Origin of the sequence: Nonomuraea sp. NPDC049309, assembly GCF_043196965.1 — a bacterium.
GTDB lineage: Bacteria > Actinomycetota > Actinomycetes > Streptosporangiales > Streptosporangiaceae > Nonomuraea > Nonomuraea fastidiosa.
This window is the reverse complement of the sequence record NZ_JBICSH010000002.1, coordinates 1,082,173-1,100,740: the sequence shown is the minus strand read 5'-3', so window position 1 is coordinate 1,100,740 and position 18,568 is coordinate 1,082,173. Positions and strand designations below refer to the sequence as shown.

Genomic DNA, 18,568 nt, shown 5'->3' with positions numbered 1-18,568 from the left:
TGGGTGTCACGTGAGGAGCAGGCATGAGTCCCATCCGGAGTGCGGGGGCGTTTGGTGGGCGGAGGTGTGCAGGGCCAAGGCGAGTCCGGCGGCGCCGTTGAGCAGGCTGCCGTCGTTCTTCGTGGTGACGGCGTGCTGGTTGAGCAGGCCGGCCAGGAAGGGCAGGCGTGCGTTGATCGAAGGGGTGCGGGCGTCGCGGGCGGCTCGCCACGCGGTTTGGTAGACGCCGGCGACGCCGTGGCAGAGCCCGGGACCGGTGAGGTGCCGAAGCTGGGCGGGGTCGTTGAGGCAAGCGGCCAGGGCGTGCTCCGCCTGCTGCTGGCGGGCGACGTCGTCAAGGGCGAGGCCGGCCAGTTGGAGGGCGCGGGCGATTCCCGGCGTGCCGTAACACCAGGACGGGCGTGGCGGGCCGGGCTGGCGGAGGCGGCCGTCGGCCAGCTCGGGGAGTGTGATCCATTGGGGCCACCACGGTCCGGTCCGGCCGTCTTGGCGCCATCGGTCGAACCACGCGCAGAGGCGGTCGATCGCCTCGGACTGCCCGTCAACGGCCACCCCTTGGCGCGTCGTGATGGACAGCAGGGCGAGCAGGCCGGCAGCACCATGGGCCATGCCGAGATTGGCGTGACCGCCAGGGGTGGGCTTGATGCGGTCGGGGTCATGGGCGACCCACCAGCCGGGCAGCCCGTCGCTGGTGGGATGGGTAAGCCTGATCAGGTGGCGCAGGATCGGCGGCAAGATGTCGGCGTCGGGTGAATGGCGCAGCAGCAGTGCGGCGATCCCGGTCAGCCCGTAGAACAGGTCGTACTCATGGAACGTCGCCGGATCGCCCCGGTCGGCTCGGGCGGTCGCCTGAGCGAGGCGCCGTTCGGCGAGCCGGGTCACGTAGCTGTCGATTGTCTTGATCGGACGGTGGTAACGCTCACTGCCGTCGGCCTGGGCGGCGTGTAGAAGGAAGCTGACGGCGGGGGCCCCGTAGTAGAGGCCGGCGTGATCGGCGGAAGTGATCTCTCCGCTGGTGGCCTGCTTGATCCAGGCGTGTGCGGAGTGCCAGCTCTCCGTGCCGACATGGGCTCGCTCGATGTGCAGCAACGCCATCCCGGCCGTGCCGTTCGCCAGGGATTGCGCCCCGGGCCCGGTCACGACATTGCCTCCTTGTTCATGGTCAGGAGGCGTAGGGCGGCGGCGCGGGCCAGCCGGTTGGTGACGGCCTCGGTGGTGGGATCGACGCCGAGGGCGCGGACGTGGTGGTCGTGCAGCAGGGATCGCAGCACGGTGATCGGCAGGTAGTCGTGGCGGCCGAGTTGGACGTGGTAGTCGTGCAGCGCAGCCCGCCGCAGAGCCCACGCGTCGGCTACGGCGGTGCCGCCCGGGTGGGCGCGTAGGGCTTGGTCGTCGTTGAGGGCGTCGGCCAGGCGCAGCGTCGTGTCCTGCAGCGTCCGGTCGAGCTCGCCGTACTGCCGGGGCAACTGGTTGACCAACCACCCGTACCCCTCATTCGACGTGGCCAGGCTGGCGGCGAGGTCGGCCATCGACGCCGCAGCGATGGCCTGGCCGGGAAGCTTGGCGAAGCCTGCCATCGTGATCTGAGCCAGCGCCACGACGGAGTCCGCGGCGGCTACTCGGTGCGCGGCGGCCATCGCCTTGCCGGGGCCGTATCGGCCGGTCTGCGGCTGATAGGCGTGCAGAGACAAGGTGGCGAGCAGGTCCTGCGATTGCAGGTCGGACGCGAAGTCGGCCAGATGCGAGGCCGCCGTGCTGTACTGGCCGGCGTCGGTGAGCTGAAGGTAGAGCCAGAGTTCCTGGATGCTGTCGGGCCGGGGGGTGTCGCGGTAGCGGCGGAACCACCATCGCAGCGGGCCGAGGGACTCCAGGAGATAGCCCACGTGATGGGTGAGGATCTCGTTGTAGCGGTCGGGGTGGCCGAGCAACCGGGCGTGGATGAGGTCGCCGGCACCCGGCATCACCGTCGCGGTGGGACGCTGCACGACTGCGGGGGCCCGCGGCAGCCGACCGGCTGACTCATTGGCGGTCAGGACGACCAGGAACTCGCAGGGGCGGCCGACCCACGCCTCTGGCGCGCGGGACGCCTCGTGCAGCTCCACCCGGTCCGCTCGGTTGAGGCTGCGGCGCAGCAGCACGCAGTCGAGGCGGCTGTCCAGGTCGAGGGGAAGCCGCTGCCCGTTCTGGTGCAGGACGACCGCGGACGGCACCCGCCAGCGATCCCGCCAGTCGCTCAGGGCCTTCTCCCACAACGGCAGCGGCTCGCGCGGTCCGGCCAGCGCGGAGGCGGGCAGGATCCAGCGGGCCGCTGCCAGCACGGTGCGGCCGTAGCGGATCCTGGGCAGGTACGGCAGCAGCCTCGCCACGCCGAAGTCGATGGGCCCGTAGATCGCGTGGCGAGCCGTCGCCACCCCGGTCAGGAACCGCGCCAGTGCGGGGGTGTGGGCGGATGCCTCCAAGGCGTGCAGCGCCTGGGGTACGACGCGCTGGCCGGTGGAGAGCCGCACCAGGTACATCTGGGTGGAGTCGGCGGTCACGGCCAGGTCGTCGAGGCCGATCACCGGCGTGCCGGGCGCGGGATGTTCGGTCAGGGGGATCACGGCGGGCAGGAGTTGCGGTACGCGGACGACGTTCTCGGTGCTGCGCAGTCGCGGCGAGAATGACAGCTGCGCGGTCGCGACCTCTTCGTCCGGGGGTTCGTAGGAGGCGATGAGCTGCTCCACAGCCGGTTGCGGAAGCAGGTGAGCGAACCGGCCGGCCATGCTGCTCTGCGGCCGGGGCGTGGCGTACACCCACAGCCGGAACCGGCCGCGCTCCAGCAGATGGGCGGTCTCGGCGTGCAGCTCGAATCCCAGCTCGACGCGGCGCGGGATGACCATCTCAGCCGGGTCGTCGGCGACCGTCAGCGACGAGATGTCCTGCTCGCTCAGCACGATCTCGTCGCGGCCGTCCACGGTGGCCTCCTGCACCAGAGCCAGGAGCTTGGCGTCACGGTCGGGCATGGCACGAGCTGGCCGCCCGTAGGAGGAGCCGAGGAATCCCGCCGGCATGCCGAGCCCGGAGTCGGCGAGCAGCTCCCGTACTGGGACCGCCGCCCCTGGGCCGTAGTGGCGGCGGAAGCGCAGGTGGTAGTCGCGCCACACCTCCGCACCGAACGGGCGGCTGGTCAGCCGCAACAGCACTGAGGCGGCCTTGGCGGCCTCGTCGAGCACGGCCCGGGGCAGGGCGATCGTGGCATCGGCTGCCGTGTCGGCGGCGAGCATGCGATCGCCGCCGGTGCACAGAGCGCGCATGCGAGTGGTGAGGGGCGCGATGTCGGCCAGGTCCACGATGGCACGGCGGGCGGACAGGTCGCGGTGGAGGTCGACGAGAGCCGTCAGCGTGGGTGCCAGATCGGGCGCGTCGCCGGCGGCGGCGCGGAGCTGGTCGAGGACGAAGAGCAGGCCGTCCTGGATGGTTGAGGGCGGGCGCAGGCTGGTCAGCAGGAAGCCTTGGTGGACCAAGGCGGTCAGGGTGGCGGCGACGGTGCCGGGTGGTGTGCCTGGGAACTCGGCCGTGAGCTGATCGGCCAGCTCGCGGAACGCGATGGGCGTAGTGGCCGCGGCCAGTGCCTTCCGGATGGGTGGCAGGTGCCGGATGGACACCTCCCGGGAGGGGCCTGGATCTGTGCCGTCACCGGGGCGGGCGGGGATGACGGCCCGACCCCCGCGAACCATGATCATGCTGTTGGTGGTCACCCGCAGGCGCGGCAGCGCAGCGGGGTGCGCCTCCAGGTGATCGACGAGGGCGTTCAGCCACTGCGCGTCGGCACGCAGCACGACCTGATGCTGTGTCCCGATCGCCGCGGTGACCGTGCGGCCGACTTCCACCGGTGCGACGCCGGCGAACAGGCCGAAGGGGACGGCACGCCGCTGCCAGCGCAGCAGGTAGGACGCGACCGCCATGCTGATGCGCGTCTGGCGCGCTGGGTCGCCGCTGGTGAGTGCCTGGCTGGTCTGCTCGGCCAGCTGAGGGGTGGCCACCGTGATGGCGGCGCGCACGTCGGGCCGGGCCCAGATGCGGGTCAGCCACGTGGAATCGGCCGGTTCTCCTGAGTCGAGCAGTTCGGGCAGTTCCAGGTCGCCGGGGTAGGTGGTCACCCGGGCCAGCGCCAGGCCAGTGGGCCGGAACAGCAGGGATGATCCCATCGGGCTCTCCGCCGTCAGATCGAGAGGGGGATGGTGGGTGCCGCCGGCGCCCTCGGGTGTGGCGCCGGCAGCAGTTCACGCGGTCAGGAAGGGTCGGCGACGTTGGTGGTGCAGGCGCTCGTCGAGCAGCTGGAGCCGCAGCCGTCGCCGGTGGAGCACAACATCTTGGGGATGGGGATGCTGGCCTCGACCACTCGCATGTCGAGGTCCCAGGGGTCCTCGACGACGGGCGTCGGAGCGGTCGCTGTGGCGATGGGGGGCATGAGCCTCCTCCTTCATCTGTGTCGGGTTCGGTTACCCACCTGGGCAGAGGTGCGGTGTTACGCCTCCGGCCAGGAGATCGCGACGTGCGTGTGCTGCTTGGGGATGACCAAGGTCGTGGGCGGCATCCCGGCGGGGCGGCCGTTCGGCCAGACCGAGAACTCCGGGCCGGGATGGCCGCGGTGGTCGCGGTTCCAGACGCGGACCTGCTCGACGATGGCCTGGGCGACTTCACCGCCGTGGGGTCCGTAGCCGTGCGCGCCCAGCTCGACGTGGCTCTTGCCCGCCGGCCGCACGGACAGGTAGGCGAAGGAGTCGTCCTCGACCGTCGCGTAGGGGAACCATCGCCCGCCCCGCTCGACCGCGATGCCGGGCTCCTCGTCGCCGGATGCCGCCACGGTGAGGTTGCAGAAGCCGGGCAGCGTTGTGGCCAGCCAAAGGGGCAGGTCGCCGAGTGGCTCGGACCGGGCCACGGTCACCCCGGACCAGTCCGCAGTTGGTTCGCCGGCCAGCACGCCGTCGAGCCTGCTCGGGTCGGACAGGTTGCCGTCGTCGAACCTCAGGCCGACCTTCTCGCCGTTGAGCAGCCACAGGTGCTCGTCGTGCCGGCTGGCGCCCTGCATGGGGACGAAGCCGCAGATTCCCGCCGAGAGGGCGGCGAGGTGGTCGTTCGTGCGCTGGAGGGCCAGCGAGCGGCTGACGCCCTTCATCCGCAACGGGAGCACGATCCTGCCGCCGTCGGCGAGTTGGTCGCGCCACGCCGGTGGCACGTCCCACGCCCCCACCGTGATCATGATGCGGTCGTACGGGGCATTGGCCTTCCAGCCGTACTCGGCGTCGCCGGTCACGACCTGCACGCCTGGGTACCTGGCGGCGATCAGGCAGGTGGCGGCCCGGCTGGTCACCACGGGATCGATGTCCATGGTCGTGACGTGGCCGGTGGGTCCCACCAGTTCCGCCAGCAGCGACGCGAAGTATCCCCCTGATCCGACCTCCAGCACGCGCATCCCCGGCTGGATGTCGGCCTGGACGAGCTGCATGGCCTGGATGTCGGGCGAAGACATGGTGGAGATGAGCACGCCGTGCTCGTCGCGCTTCACCTCCACGGGCTCCACCGCGTAGGCGGCCTCCAGCGACACTTCGGGGGCGAAGAGGTGGCGGGGAGCCGTACGGAGCGCGGCCTCGACCCGCACCGGGAGCGGGAAGCCCCATTCGGCGCAGGTGGCGGCCACGGCGGTCGCCATGTCGTTGCGCAGCGTGGCGGCCTTCTGGGCGTCGTTGTCGGTGGTCACGGGTTAATCCCCTCTTCGTGGTCGTGATGGGCAACTGGTCGATCGTGGTGGTTGTGGGATCGCCGCGGGATTAGCCGCGCCGTCCCTCTCGCGCGAGGTAGGTGTCCGGCTCCGGGCGTTCCCCTCGGCCGCGATGGTCGGCATGATGCTGTTTGACCAGGGCGATGTAGGCGGCGAGGGCGATGGGGTAGCGGCCTCTGCCGGTCTCCTCGTAGCGGGCACCACCGACGTGGCGCAGGACGAAGAAGGTGCCGCCCCCGGAGGCGAACTCGTACATGCCGCAACACGAGGTGTGCGTGACCCGGAGCACCCCGCTCGGCCTGTACGGCTCCCACGTGAACGCGGGGTCGTCTTCAACCAACTCCCGTCGGTCGGCATTCGCCATCGTCTGCTCTCTCCGCCCTGGCCTGACTGTCTTGGACCGTGGAGGGGCAGTAACGATGGCGGTTGAGAGTTGGGGCTCGCAGCCCCCGGCGGCCAGGGGCTCCACCGTGGGACTGCGAGTTGTAGGCGGCGCGGGTTCCAACCGTGCTCTATCGAAACCCGCGCCGGAGTGCGCGGTCGGTCAGGCGTGAGTAGCCCTGGACCGGCCGCGCCAAGACGCGGCCTAACACCCCCGACGGCCTGCTCGGCCACGTCTCGTTTCATCACCCGCGCCCCCTCTGAGGGCTGGGAAGCACGCTTCTCCTAGAAAGGTGTGGTAGCCCTTCTGTCTGCCAGCCAGGCGGCGCCACGCCGTTCATGAGGTGCCAGAGCTCGTCCGGACTGTTCGCTTGGAGGATGATGCCGTGATCGCATTCGCCCATGTAAATGGCGATGTGGCGGCGCCAGTAAGGGGAGTACATGAGGTAGAACCAGCCCCGGGCACGGCGCTGCAGTTCCGCCACCTGCCTCCTCGCTGCTTCCGCGGCGGGTTCGGCCTTGCCGGTCAACATGGAATCCTCCTGCCGTACAGGGTGGTGCCGGATATTGCCGTCATTTGTCCTTGCGTTCCGCCATCACCATGAGGAAGTGCGGGGCATCGCGCAGAGGAGCACGTCCGCCCTCCTCCGGCATGAAGTCGATCGTCCGGACCACGCCTGGGTCCCGAACGGAGAAGTCCCGCACGAGACCCATGACCTGGGACTCGCTGCGAACGTAGATCGGGACGCCGCCGTGCAGCTTCTCGTAGGCCGCTCGGCCTCGCTCGACGTTGGCCGGATCCAAGCCGTCCCCGGTCACGTGCGTCAGGACGACCAGGCTCCGGGGCGCGAGACGGGCGCGCAAGGCGAACCTGAGGTCGGTGCACTCTTCGTCGGTCAGGAAGTGCAGCACCGCGCCCAGGATGACCACGACGGGCTTGCTCAGCCAGAGATGCGAGCCCATGGCGTCGAGCACCTTGGCGCTCTGACGCAGGTCCTGCTGCACCACGCTGATACCGGGTCCGCGCAGTAGTGCCCGGCAGGTGGTGACAACCAGTTGGTCGGAGTCCAGGGCGAGCCAGCGCACGTCAGGATTCACGCCGGCGGCGACGTCGTACAGGTCCGGCAAGCCGAGAGCGTCCATGCCTTGAACGGGCTTGCCGCATCCCAAGTCGGCGAACTGGGTGTAGCCCCGGCCCGCGAGATGGCGGACAACCCGGACCAACGCGGCGGCGTTCTCCTGGGCCACCTCGTCGACCTTCTCGTGGATCGTCCTTCGGAGCTCGTCCACGGCTTCGCGGTCACGGGCGAACGCCTCCTTGCCCGCTCCGCGCAGCGCGGCGTAGGTACGGGCGGGCACGGCCTCGGCCGGGTTGAAGCTGTCACCGGGTGGCGGCGTGAGAGGGGTGTCGGTCATGAGGATCTCGCCTGTTTCCGGGGAAGAGGGGGAGATGGTCACCATGCGGCCGTCTTCGGCGGTTGATCGTCCGATACGGCGAAGAACGCCCTGAGCCTGTTCCTGATCGTGACGGCGATCTGGTGGGCATCCGTGCCGACATCGACGCGTAGGACGTCGTATCCGGCCTGGATGAGCCGGTCACACGCCTGCCGGTAGAAGTGCGCCTCAGCATGGCTGGATCGGGGAGTCAGTTGGAACCGGTTGTGCGCTCCTCGCTCCGCCAGCCGTGCGGCGATCAGCTCGGGCGGGCCTTCCAGGACCACCGCTAAGTCCGGGCGTTCGGCAAGGGAGTTCAGGCTCCACAGGAAGACCGGGTCCACTCCGTCGAACCGCTGCATGACCAGGGCCGAAGGCACGTACCTGTCGCAGAGGACGACCTCGCCGGCGTCCAGGTGGGGCTGGATCTCGGTTTCGAGGTGGTGGTAGCGGTCGGCGGCGTAGAGACAGGCCAGCGCGGGGCCGGTGATGGTCTCGGTCATCTCGCGGGCGATCTTCCCGAGCACGCCGTTGGACGGTTCGGCGGTGGTGTGAACGTGCTCGCCGTCGGCCACCAGAAGCTGGGAGAGGTGGGCGACGATGGTCGACTTACCGGCGCCCGAGGGCCCGTCGATGCTCACGAACAAGCCGCGTCGATGGTCAGAAAAGGGTCGGAGCTGCGTCATCGGTCGGTCCTTCGCAAGAGGTCGTCTTCGCGTCGTTCAGGAGGTCGGTCAGCTCCGCACCGTCAGCGAGATGAGCGAGCAGGCGGGCACAGGCGAGAGCGTCGTAGGCCGCGCGGTGCGGCTTCGAGCCGGCGGGCATGTCCGTGGCGAGCTTGAGCTCCTCGGCGAGCAAGCTCAGCTTGTACGAGGACCGGCCGGGCAACCTGTGCCGGGCCAGCTTCAGCGTGTCGATGACGATGGCGGGCTGGAAGCCGCGCAGTTCCCGCGTCAGCACGCCGAGGTCCACGTGGGCGTTGTGCGCCACGAAGATGGTGTCCTCCAGGATGGCGCCGATCTCCGCGGCATATTCGGCGGCCGGCGGAGCGGAGGCCACCTGCTCGTTGGAGATGCCGTGAATGCGGCGGGCCAGCGGAGTGATGGGGCTGGGTGGCTTGACCAGCCAGGTCAGTGGAGCTCCGATGACGCCGTCGTCGATCAGCACGATGGCCAGCTCCACCAGGTCGGGAGGGCGCTGCCCGTTACCCTCGATGTCCGCGACGGCGTAGCGGAACGCTGTCCATGGGGCGTTCTGGTCAGCCATTCGCGCTCTCCCATCCGAGGTCGGCTCGGCCGTGTCGCCGCTGGTGATGCGGGTGGGCGGCGTCATGGATCTGGAAGGCGAGCCGGTGCTGGAGGTAGTACCGCGGCTGCTCGGACGGGAGGCCCTCCACGTGGGCCGCCCGTTCTGTGACTTCGGTGACGTGCATGTGGGCCGCTTCGGGCAGGCAGGCGGCGGCCTCGTGGAGCTGGGGCGCGGTGGGGACCTGGTGCGCTCGGGCACACTTGTCCAGTTGCGCGGCCGGACAGATGTCGCAGAGCTCGTTGATGCCGTAGTGGCCGTTGTAGTCCGGCAGGCCGTGGACGTACGAGACAGCGCACGAGGTCTTCCTGAACAACGGCGGCGCGCCGGACGGCCGGCGCTCGAAGCGCGCGAGGATGCGTCTTTCCAGCGTCTCAGGGACGATCTTGCGGCGGGCGGTCTCCTGGTAGGGCTCGGGCAGGCCGTTGGCGCGGTAGTAGTCCGCGATCTCGTCCCGGTAGAACAGGCCGGTGAACACCGTGGCATCGGCCCATCCGGACAGAACCGCGGCCCGCGCCAGATGAGCGGTGGTGTCGTTCAGTCCGGGCACCAAGGGCCGCCAGTAGAAGATCGTCCGGTACCGGCGCGCGGCGTGGGTCGTGGCGAGCCGCATGGAGTTCACGACGGTCTGCGCGGGGTGCGGCTCGATCCTCTTGTCGCCGATCCCCGAGTACGTGAACAGCAGCGTCACCTTCAGGTGCCGTAGCGCGTTCAGCCGCTCGCAATCGCCGACGTTCATGCGAGCACGGGTGATCACGAGCACGTGGTTGGTGAGTTCGCGGCTGTCGAGGTCCTCCAGGACGGCGAACAGATGCTCGCGGACGCCCGGCAGGAACGGGTCGGTGGCCCGGTTGAAGACCTGCAGCGGGGTGTCGTGCGGCCGGAAGTACCGATGGCTGACGAGCTGTTCGACCGCCTCGGCGTCGCTCATGAGGGCCTGCGGCAGACGGGCGTCCCAGAGCCCGTAGGTGTGGCGGATGCAGTACGCGCAGCCGAGCGGGCAGCCCTGGATGTGGTTGAGGGACAACCCGGACTTGCGGTATTCGACGACGTCACGGGCGCGCTCGGGCAGCGCCGCCACGGCCTCGGCAGGCAGCAGAGGGACGTAACGTGCGCTCATGAGCTGCCTCCCACGGGTACGGGCTGAGGTGTCGCCGTGAGCGTGGCATGAGGCTGACGAGAGGGCCTAGCAAGTTTCTCGGAGTTTCAGCAACTCCCTCCGAATCCAAGAAGCCGAGAAACTTGGCGCTACTCCTCGGGCTCGGTTTCGTCGGCCAGCAACAACCGCGACAGGTCCTCCATGACGTTCGTGATCAGGGCCCTGGCGGCTTGTCCGTAGGACGCCATCCCGGCCAGAGAGCGGAACACCCGGGCGTACTGCTCGATCTCCGGCGGCTGGGCGAGATGGAGCTCGGCGGTGAACGTCTCGACCATGACGAGGTCGTTGTCGAAGATCCAGAACCCATGCTTGGGGGCCGTCACATAGGTGGTGCCGAAGCCGATGACGCCGAGCCGGACGTTCGGCAGGGTCGAAGCGGCCACCAGCCGGTCGAGCTGCGGCACCATCACTTCGGGCGCGCACAGCCGATACCTCAGAGCGGCCTCCGTGACCACGAACTGGAAGCGTTTGCCCGGGTCGTAAAGGATCTGCTGGCGCGTCATGCGCGCCTGCATGGCTTCCTCGATGTCGTTCGGCAGATTGTGCATGGCGATCGCTTCGGCCATGCGCGCACGGGCATACTCCGCCGTCTGCAGCAGCCCGGGGACGTAGACCGGCTCGAAGACACGCAGCAGGCCGGCACGCCGTTCGGCATCGCCCCACTCGTTCTGGTGGTGGCTCATGCCTCCCCGCAGGACACGCTGCCACTCGGCGTGACGCGATTCGAGGGTATGGAGCGAGGCCAGTAAGGCGAGCCGCTCTTCCTCGGTAGCGCCGGTCGCCTCGGCCCACGAACCGATGTCGGCGTCGCTGGGCGTCTGCCTGCCGGTCTCCAGCTTCGACACCTTCGAGTGCGGCCATGCGAGTAGCTCCGCGAGCTGACGGCCGGTCAAGCCGGCGGCGTTCCGCAGCTCGCGGAGCCTGGCCCCAAGTGCTTGCCGGGCCTGATGGACGCTGGTCACGCCCCGATTCTTACCTGATCTTGTAGTCATCCGGCAGTCGTGCCACGAACTCTTCGCGTGAGAGGGAACGGTGAACGGCGTCGTCCAGCGCGGCGGCGCACTCCACGACCACTGCGGGATCGGTGATGATCTCCGCGCCGAGCAGCTGGTCGTCGTCCGTGAAGTGCAGCAGCGCGACCCGGGACGAGTCGAACACCCAGAAGTCCCGCTCAGGAAGGCCGGCGGCCTGACTGCGGTCGAGGTACCGGATGTCCTCGCCGGCCGCCACGGTGTGGCGTGAGAGGTCGAGCCCGAACCTGCTGTAGTCGCTGAGCGGGAGCGAGACGACCCGGACGCGCTGGAAGATCTTGCCTTCCTCGGTTGCCTTGCCGACGATGCCCAGCCAGTTCTGGAACCAGGCCAGGTCTTCCGGCTCACCCTCCAGGAAGCGGCGCAACGGTTCGCGTTCACTGGGCGAGTCGTACCGCTCTCGGGTCTCCAGCCTGCGGGCGGTGTGAGCAAACGTACGGAAGAGATCCACGAACGCCGGCCCGCTGATCAGGGTCAAAGCGCCTCCTGGCCTTCTGTGGAGGTGGCGCGCTGACGGTTGTTCCGAGGGTCGGTGGTCAGCGGCTCATCCGCGAACCGGAGGATGTCCCGCGTGATCTCCACCACCGTCTCGCCGTCCGGGATCTCACCGATGTCGGAGAGGGCCTGAGGGTCGGTGACGATGTAGCCCTGGACGAGGATGGTGCCCCGATCGGTGGCGAAGAGCGTCGGGGAGCCGCCCTCTCCAGACCCTGATCCCAGATACTTGACCCTCATCGTGCCACTCCTTCGAGAAGCTTTCGGGAAGTTTCTCCATGAGAAGACACTGCTGGGGTGCGTCCGTCAACCCTCCATGCATGATCGATCCCACTGGTGCGGCTCTACTGGGATGGCGGCGCTCACCGACCCATCTGACGCCATGCACACATCGTGTGAGCCGAGGCGGCGTCCAGATGCCACTACCGTACGTAGACTGGCCAACCGGGGATCATCCTAGAGCTCGGGAGTTTGAGCTCCATCGGCAAGCAATTTAGTTTCATTGTGGACCTTAGCAATTAGCTCTGCCAGTCGATCGTTGCGACGCGTAGTAAGGCGGCCTAAAACATCTGCGCTCCAGACAATCCTCTCATCCGCCAAGCTAGCGAGCTCCCCGGCCACTGGCGCGCCTTTTGGGTAGGCAAGAAGTACAGTTGCACCCATGTTTTGCACTTCTCGCACCACCTCCGCAAGGTCTCGATCTCCAGCGACAAGGATAATTCTTTTGGTCATTCCTTGCTGAACGAAACGAAGCATGTCGAGGACCATTAGCGTATCTACGCCTTTTTGAGCGTACCGAGTCTCAAGCTTGAAATGGCTCATGAGATGGCTATAGTCGACCTCGGCCGCGCGCGCGGCGGATCTCAGTTGCTCTTTATGTTCAAAGGGCACGGCCTGCAAGTGGCCGAGCCTGAGCTGTATTCCCGGGCACTCCTCAAGCTTATCTAGCTCGGCACGCTGACGGTGTCGAAGCGGCGCGCCCTCTGGGTACACGCCGTCGTACCAATAGCAGCGCAAGAGGCCACAGCCCATACGGGCGGCGGACATCGAAAACCATGACACCAATTCCTCGCCCTCGATGTGCACTTCACCCACGGAAACCTTGAGCCATGGATGCCGATTTGACGAGGAAGCCGGCATCCACCAAGCCGACTATTGACGGTTTCATCTCAATCATCCTTTGCCGTATGCTACGCCTCTAGGGAAGAGGAGATTCCATGACAGACCAGCCAGAAAAGGACCTGTGGAGCAACGAAAGCCAGGACTTCCCGATGCCGCGAGGCAGGAGCGGGGGCGATTCTACCCTAATAAGCCTGGAAGCGGTAGTTAATGTCACGCAGGGGTCGATAGGTGTTCTGTTGGTGATGCCGGGAGGTCTGCTTCGCGGCCTCCTCGTCAGCTCCGCCCAGTGGCACAGTGAGTGGTTTGCCAGCATTGCAGAGGCTGGCGAGGCAGGCGCGTCCGCGCACGCAATTCTTAAGGGACTGTTCGGCACCACAGGCCACCTCACATCAGAAGGAGAAATGATTGATCATACCGAACATTATTTGTATATAAAAGATGGATATTTCACCGCTGGCGCTGGCGAACAGGGGCCCATGCCCTGGAAAGTTAAGCTGAGTTCAATAGTTGCTTGGAGTATCGGCAACAGGCCACCCGCTTGAAATGCGGCTTGGCTTGTATCTAGCAGTGACCATGCTGTTTCACTGAACCTGTGATGAAGTGGCGAGTTTGCAGTCGTGACGATCGCCACACCCGTTCTTGTCAGATGCATGGAGGCGCACGTTCCAGAGCGCCGGAACGCAAACCACTGAATGTCGTTCTGCCGAATGAGGATTCGACGGCGAATGGTCTGCTAGCGGATATGCCGCTAGTACTCCAGCCGCACTTCGAGATCTCGATCTGGTCGAGGCTGAGACGTGAGACGGCCACCGCAGTGATCATGTGGGTGTGTGGAATCCAGATGATCGGCGGTGGCCGTGGCAGCCACGGTAGCCGAAATCGACCCGCGTGTATGGGCCGATGCGTTCGATGACCTGTTCGCGCAGGTAGTGGCACCGTTCTTCGGCCGGCGTGAGCCGCGGATCAGAGCGCGTGGTTACCTGCTGGGCCTGCTGAGTTCGCTGGAACGCAAGAACGGCTGGTCCCTGGCCGAGTTCGCCGGAGACGCGACACCCGACGGGATGCAACGACTGCTCAACCACGCCCGCTGGGACGTCGATGCGGTCCGGGATGCACTGCGGGCCCAGGTCGCCGAGCGGCTCGGGTGCCTGGACGGGGTGCTGGTGGTCGACGACACCGGGTTCGAGAAGAAGGGCCGCCGCTCGGCCGGGGTGCAGCGCCAGTACACCGGCACGGCCGGAAAGATCACCAACTGTCAGGTCGGAGTGTTCGCCTCCTACCTGCACCCCGGCCGGCAACGGGTGCTGATCGACCGGGAACTGTATCTGCCCGCTTCCTGGTTCACCGCACCCGAGCGGCGCACCGACGCCGGCATCCCGGAGCAGGTGGAGTTCGCGACCAAACCGGAGCTGGCCTGGAGGATGATCGAGCGGGCCGCCGACGATCCGCTGCTCACCTTCGCCTGGCTCACCGCGGATGAGGGCTACGGCGACAACCCCGTGTTGCGTGAGCGGTGCCGCAGCCGGGGTTTGAGCTACGTGTTCGCTGTCTCCTGTGACCACCCGATCGTGCTGGCCGGCCGGAAGATGCGTGCCGATGAGGTCTTCGCCGCGCTGGAGGAGCAGGCGTGGCAGCGTTACTCCTGCGGCCAGGGTGCCAAGGGCCACCGCTACTACGACTGGGCGTGGATCCCGCTCGGCCCGGCCGAGTGGCTGCTGGCCCGCCGCTCCATCACTGATTCCGGCGAGCTGGCGTTCTACACCTGCTGGGCCACCGGCCCGGTCGCGCTGCCGGAGCTGGTGCGAGTGGCGGGATCGCGGTGGAGCGTGGAGGAATGCTTCCAGGCCACCAAGAACGAGGTCGGCCTGGACCATTACCAGGTCCGCAAGCACCTGGCCTGGTATCGGCACGTCACGTTGGCCATGGTCGCTCACGCTCACCTGGCTTTCCTCGCCGCCGGCCCACCCGGCGCAACGGGCGCTCAGCAGGGCGAGGCTTTCTCGGGCCTGGCCACACAGGGGGCCCTGCCGACAGGGACGATCACAGCTTGAGGGTGCGAACGGTGACGATTCCGGCGAGCTGATCCCGCTTACCGTCAACGAGATCCGGCGTCTGCATGCTCATCTTGCCCAGCCCCGGCACCCTGCCAGTCATCGAATCCGCTGGTCACAGTGGCGACGTCGGCATCAAGCCCGCGCCCGCCGCTGCCATTACCAGCGACAGCGACGAATCATCGATCACTAAATGCGGCTGGAGTACTAGGCCTAGCGGGTCCGCTCGCGGATCACGCCCACAGTGACCTGGTACCTAGCGTTCTAGCGGCCTCCTGCGAACGCCCTCGGAAGCGACTCCAAGGGCGTTCATCATGATGAGGCTCAAGCTTGGCTAGATTTTCGCCTGCCTAGTGCCCCGACCACGTCGGTGCGAATAAAACCCTTGCGGTTGCGGCCCTTACCGGCGGAGTCGCGGCCCCACGTGTCCTCCGTGCGAACCCCGTACTCCTTCAAGCGGGCGGTCAGTGTGGCGGTCTTGGCGTCGTCCTCCAGGTCAGCCCACTGGCCGTAGGCGTCCGGCCGGAAGTCGGCCAGCCGGTCCACGACGATGCTGTTCCAGATCTTTTCTTCCTTGGCTGTAGTCACGGTCAGGATGTCGGGAAGCAGGTCGTAGGAGACCCGCTGCGGCCCTTCCTGGCCGATCGCCTGCCCGGACAGTGTTCCGGCCGCCTGGCGGAGGTGAAGGGCTCGCTCGGCGATCAGCTCGGAGGTGGGGCCGTCCAGGTAGGCGGAGCGGACGATGAGCGGGTCCTCGGCGATGCCGACGGCCCAGGAGATGCCCTTGTCGTTGAGGGTGAACATGGTGGCCTTGACCCCGGCCTGGTGCATGCCGGTGCCAAGGATCATGTCGTTCTCCTGCCAGCCCATCACCCGCAGGCAGATCCGGATGCCCGCGTTCGCCGAGATGGCCTTGGGCAGGCTGTCCTTGTCCGGCCGTTGGGTGGTCAGGATCGAAGATGATGCCGAGGGCCGGGCCGCGCTTGATGATCGCGGTGGCGTACTTGGCGGCCTCCTCGCCGTACTCGTCGTCGGTGAACAGCTCCTGGCACTCGTCGATCGCCACCACCATCGGATGCAGGCCGAGATCGCGCCGGGCCGCCAGTTCGGGTGTGACCTTGAACTCGGGTGCTTGGTGGCGGGGCAGGCCGTCGATGACCTCGGCGCGCCGGTCCAGCTCGGCGTACACCTCGGCGAGCGAGGCGACGCAGGCGGCCTTGGCGGAGTCGGTGGCGCCCTTGGCGTAGTGGTGGGCCACCTTCTCCAGCGCCGATAGGTCGCCGGTGCCCTTCAACTCGAACAGCCGCAGCTCGGCCAGCGGGTCCAGGGCGCAGGCCAGCAGCAGCACCCGCAGCGCGAACGTCTTGCCGTAGCGCGGCATGGAGCCGATGAGCACGTTGGCGAACATGAGCAGGATCGAGATCGGCCGGCCGCGCTGGTCGTTGCCGTACGGGACCGGCTCGAACAGGCTGACCTGCCCAGACTTCAACAGCGGCCAGGCCGGCTGCCTGGCCTTGCGCATCTCGACGTCTCCCACCCACAGCACCAGCCGACCAGGGTGCTCCTCGGACACCGGTTCGGGCCACACGCACCCGAGGGCGCGGCGCAGGCCAGAGGCGAGCTTGTCGCGCTTCTCCAGTACCTCCGCCACCGTCACGCCGAGCGGGAGATCGACCTCGGCCCGCCAGCCCGGCCCGTCACGCATGATCGGGGCCGGGAAGGTGATCCCGCGTCCCTTCTTGCCCAGCGCCTGGTTGATGGCCGAGATGCCGAGTGAGCCGAGCGCGTCCAGCACCTGGTCACTGGTGAGCTTGCGCACGTGAGTGGGCACGATTGCCCGGTCCAAGAGCGGCTTGTCGGCGGGAGACCCGACCGCGCCGAGGACTGCGATGAGGAGACCGACGGTGGCCCAGTGGACCCAGGCCGGTGCTACCAACGTCACCACGGTGCCCACGAGCAGCAGCGCGATGGCGCCGGTGAGGAGCGTCCGCAGCCGCGCCTTGACCCGGCTGTCGCGCTGCTTGGAGAGCGCCAGGTATTCCGCGGCCTGCTCCTTCGCCACGGCCGCCCGGCGGACCGGGTGGCCTTCCAGATCGAACAACCAGCGCACCAGCCCGGCGAGCGCCCGCCAGACGCCTGCCGGGGACCGGGCCAGGAGCTTGGCCGCGTACTTCGGTGTGCGCAGCAGGTGATAGGTGAACACGTAGCCGGTGTCCTCGGCCTGCCACCTCAGCACCTGCAAGGCGTCCGCCCGCGACCTCAGCCACACCGGCACCAGCGCCGACCGCTCCTGCCGGCGCGCAGCCAGCTCGGCGAGCAGATCGGCAGGGCCAGACCGATGTGGCTGATCGACCAGGACGACGGTGCCCTCAAGAACGTCGTTCTCGTCCGGGGTCTGCTTCGGTTCGGTGATGGAGGTGAGTGGCGAGGTCTCGTCCTGGAGGGCGGTGGTGATGCCGTCGTGCATGTCCTCCATCACGGGAACGCCTTCACCTCCGGTCCGGTGACCAGCGATCCAGGAATCTCGGCATACATGGCGCGCGGTTCGGTGACGATCTCTACGGCCTGGGTCCTGTACGCAGCGAGACGGCACAGGTCCTGGAAGATGAGGATGCCCTTCACGCCGCGTCCTCCTCATACGTGTCGCTCGGTGGCACCGCACCCTGAGCGTCCGACCTCTGCGGCCCTTTCGCTTCGGCGGCCTGTGCTCGTTCCCGCTCCACCTCCGCGATGATCTCCTCCGCTTCGCGCTGCTCCAGCCCCCACCGGTTCATCAGCGGGCGACGGCCGAGGCGCTGCCTGCCTTCACCGAGGCTGTCGAGGTAGGCCAGCCGCGCCGCCTCGAACCGGTCGGCAGGCACCACTGGCACCTGACGTTCCACCTCGATCACAGTCTCGGTGGGCTGGCACACGTGCGTGTCCGGGGAGGTCTCCTGAGAGGGGCGGCGGTTGTTGCGGACGATCCACATCAGCAGTTCGTACGCGGCCCCGAACGCGAGCGGCGCCAGGGCGCTGACCAGGCGCGACCCCAGCCCGCCCGACCAGCCGTGCGCCACGTTCGCCGCCAGCGTCACCGCGCCTCCCAGGGCGAGAGTGACCCACGCCAGGACTGGCACACGCATCCGGCGACGCGAGCAGTAGACCATCACGATCGAGGCCATGACGATCACGCCGTCGGACATCGCCGGGTAGAGGACGGCCATGTCGTGCCGCTCCCCCAGGGCGATGGCCAGGGCGTAGAAGTGGTGGTACGAGACGTACGCCGCCGCGCCGGCGACCGCCAGCAGGACGGCCACCGCGAAGCCGAGGATGACCCGATCTCCGAGCCGGCCTGTGCCAGGGTCGATGGGCATTTCAGTGTCCGGCGCGAGGCGCGTACGGCGTGAGAGCAAGAGGTTGGAGACGAAGCGTCGAAGGAGGGGCGGCGGAACCTCGTCGATGGGTTGCGTTTCCGTCGTGACGGTGGGTGTGGAAAGGTTGGGCCTCATGGCCTGGCTCCTGGTTCAGTCAGGTTGCTGGGTCGCAGGCCGGGGTCGGTGTTACAGTCACCGGCTCCCGGCCGCCTTACTGGCATGGGTTTGGGGCCAACGACGTGGTACTGGAGACGCGTCCGGACGATCGCTCAGGCGTCGGGGCGGATCTCAACACGGGCCAGCCGCGTGGCACTGGATCTTGTCCGGCGTGGGCACGACCTTCGTGGCGATACTGCGACGGCCTGACCGCGTGCGCCTCCCACGGGCGCTGTGCGGTTAACGGCTCGGCTCGGCCGCAAAGCTTGCGCACCGGACTGGACATCCGCCCCAGTCACGAGATGTCCAGCCACGGGCTG

Annotated in this window: 19 protein-coding genes; 2 read left to right on the top strand and 17 right to left on the bottom strand. The window is 67.9% G+C overall.

Features of this window, described 5'->3' with window-relative positions; genetic code table 11:
* Positions 1-6: 6 nt before the first annotated feature.
* The 14 genes from ACGFIM_RS19145 to ACGFIM_RS19080 all read right to left on the bottom strand — a co-directional run bounded on the left by ACGFIM_RS19145 (position 7) and on the right by ACGFIM_RS19080 (position 12,661).
* Positions 7-1,140 (bottom strand): lanthionine synthetase C family protein, encoded by a 1,134-nt coding sequence (locus tag ACGFIM_RS19145; protein WP_378785763.1) that lies wholly within the window; start codon positions 1,138-1,140, stop codon positions 7-9.
* Positions 1,137-4,187: a lantibiotic dehydratase gene (locus tag ACGFIM_RS19140; RefSeq protein WP_393201940.1), complete on the bottom strand. Its 3,051-nt coding sequence runs from the start codon at positions 4,185-4,187 to the stop codon at positions 1,137-1,139. The genes ACGFIM_RS19145 and ACGFIM_RS19140 overlap by 4 nt, the downstream gene beginning before the upstream one ends.
* Positions 4,188-4,270: 83 nt before the next feature.
* On the bottom strand, positions 4,271-4,450 hold the full coding sequence (locus ACGFIM_RS19135) for an FxLD family lanthipeptide (RefSeq protein WP_378785765.1): 180 nt from the start codon (positions 4,448-4,450) through the stop codon (positions 4,271-4,273).
* A gap of 57 nt (positions 4,451-4,507) precedes the next feature.
* Positions 4,508-5,740, bottom strand: a complete 1,233-nt coding sequence (gene fxlM / locus ACGFIM_RS19130; protein ID WP_378785766.1) for a methyltransferase, FxLD system — start codon at positions 5,738-5,740, stop codon at positions 4,508-4,510.
* Positions 5,741-5,810: 70 nt separating this feature from the next.
* Positions 5,811-6,125: a hypothetical protein gene (locus tag ACGFIM_RS19125; protein ID WP_080039347.1), complete on the bottom strand. Its 315-nt coding sequence runs from the start codon at positions 6,123-6,125 to the stop codon at positions 5,811-5,813.
* 262 nt (positions 6,126-6,387) lie between these two features.
* Positions 6,388-6,675, bottom strand: coding sequence for a hypothetical protein (locus tag ACGFIM_RS19120; RefSeq protein ID WP_080039348.1), 288 nt, complete (start codon positions 6,673-6,675; stop codon positions 6,388-6,390).
* Between the two features lie 40 nt (positions 6,676-6,715).
* Positions 6,716-7,603: an SAM-dependent methyltransferase gene (locus tag ACGFIM_RS19115; RefSeq protein WP_378785768.1), complete on the bottom strand. Its 888-nt coding sequence runs from the start codon at positions 7,601-7,603 to the stop codon at positions 6,716-6,718.
* Positions 7,597-8,217, bottom strand: a complete 621-nt coding sequence (gene tmk / locus ACGFIM_RS19110) for a dTMP kinase (protein WP_378785769.1) — start codon at positions 8,215-8,217, stop codon at positions 7,597-7,599. The genes ACGFIM_RS19115 and tmk overlap by 7 nt, the downstream gene beginning before the upstream one ends.
* Before the next feature lie 19 nt (positions 8,218-8,236).
* Positions 8,237-8,842 carry an exonuclease domain-containing protein gene (locus tag ACGFIM_RS19105; protein ID WP_378785770.1) on the bottom strand — a complete coding sequence of 202 codons (606 nt, stop codon included), beginning with the start codon at positions 8,840-8,842 and terminating at the stop codon, positions 8,237-8,239.
* On the bottom strand, positions 8,835-10,001 hold the full coding sequence (locus tag ACGFIM_RS19100; protein WP_378785771.1) for a hypothetical protein: 1,167 nt from the start codon (positions 9,999-10,001) through the stop codon (positions 8,835-8,837). Before ACGFIM_RS19100 ends, ACGFIM_RS19105 begins: the two co-directional genes overlap by 8 nt.
* A 128-nt stretch (positions 10,002-10,129) precedes the next feature.
* Positions 10,130-11,002, bottom strand: coding sequence for a helix-turn-helix domain-containing protein (locus ACGFIM_RS19095; RefSeq protein WP_393201935.1), 873 nt, complete (start codon positions 11,000-11,002; stop codon positions 10,130-10,132).
* Positions 11,003-11,012: 10 nt separating this feature from the next.
* Positions 11,013-11,549 carry a DUF6879 family protein gene (locus ACGFIM_RS19090; protein ID WP_378785773.1) on the bottom strand — a complete coding sequence of 179 codons (537 nt, stop codon included), beginning with the start codon at positions 11,547-11,549 and terminating at the stop codon, positions 11,013-11,015.
* The gene (locus ACGFIM_RS19085; protein ID WP_378785774.1) at positions 11,546-11,806 is read right to left on the bottom strand and encodes a hypothetical protein; all 261 of its coding nucleotides are present in this window, start codon (positions 11,804-11,806) and stop codon (positions 11,546-11,548) included. The genes ACGFIM_RS19090 and ACGFIM_RS19085 overlap by 4 nt, the downstream gene beginning before the upstream one ends.
* A gap of 216 nt (positions 11,807-12,022) precedes the next feature.
* Entirely contained in the window at positions 12,023-12,661 is a 639-nt protein-coding gene (locus tag ACGFIM_RS19080; protein ID WP_378785775.1) for an NYN domain-containing protein, read from the bottom strand.
* Positions 12,662-12,783: 122 nt separating this feature from the next.
* Between ACGFIM_RS19080 and ACGFIM_RS19075 the strand changes: the two genes are divergently transcribed.
* Positions 12,784-13,230 (top strand): hypothetical protein, encoded by a 447-nt coding sequence (locus ACGFIM_RS19075; RefSeq protein ID WP_378785776.1) that lies wholly within the window; start codon positions 12,784-12,786, stop codon positions 13,228-13,230.
* A gap of 372 nt (positions 13,231-13,602) precedes the next feature.
* A complete protein-coding gene (locus tag ACGFIM_RS19070) occupies positions 13,603-14,739 on the top strand; it encodes an IS701 family transposase (protein WP_364070935.1) in 1,137 nt (378 codons plus the stop codon).
* A 496-nt stretch (positions 14,740-15,235) separates the two neighbouring features.
* Here ACGFIM_RS19070 and ACGFIM_RS19065 read toward each other — a convergent pair whose 3' ends face one another.
* From ACGFIM_RS19065 to ACGFIM_RS19055, 3 genes are read right to left on the bottom strand one after another with little or no spacing between them, the layout of a single operon-like run.
* A complete protein-coding gene (locus ACGFIM_RS19065; protein ID WP_378785777.1) occupies positions 15,236-17,215 on the bottom strand; it encodes a hypothetical protein in 1,980 nt (659 codons plus the stop codon).
* Positions 17,215-17,361: a hypothetical protein gene (locus ACGFIM_RS19060; protein WP_378785778.1), complete on the bottom strand. Its 147-nt coding sequence runs from the start codon at positions 17,359-17,361 to the stop codon at positions 17,215-17,217. Before ACGFIM_RS19060 ends, ACGFIM_RS19065 begins: the two co-directional genes overlap by 1 nt.
* Positions 17,358-18,227 carry a DUF2637 domain-containing protein gene (locus tag ACGFIM_RS19055; RefSeq protein ID WP_393201931.1) on the bottom strand — a complete coding sequence of 290 codons (870 nt, stop codon included), beginning with the start codon at positions 18,225-18,227 and terminating at the stop codon, positions 17,358-17,360. The genes ACGFIM_RS19060 and ACGFIM_RS19055 overlap by 4 nt, the downstream gene beginning before the upstream one ends.
* Between the last annotated feature and the right edge of the window lie 341 nt (positions 18,228-18,568).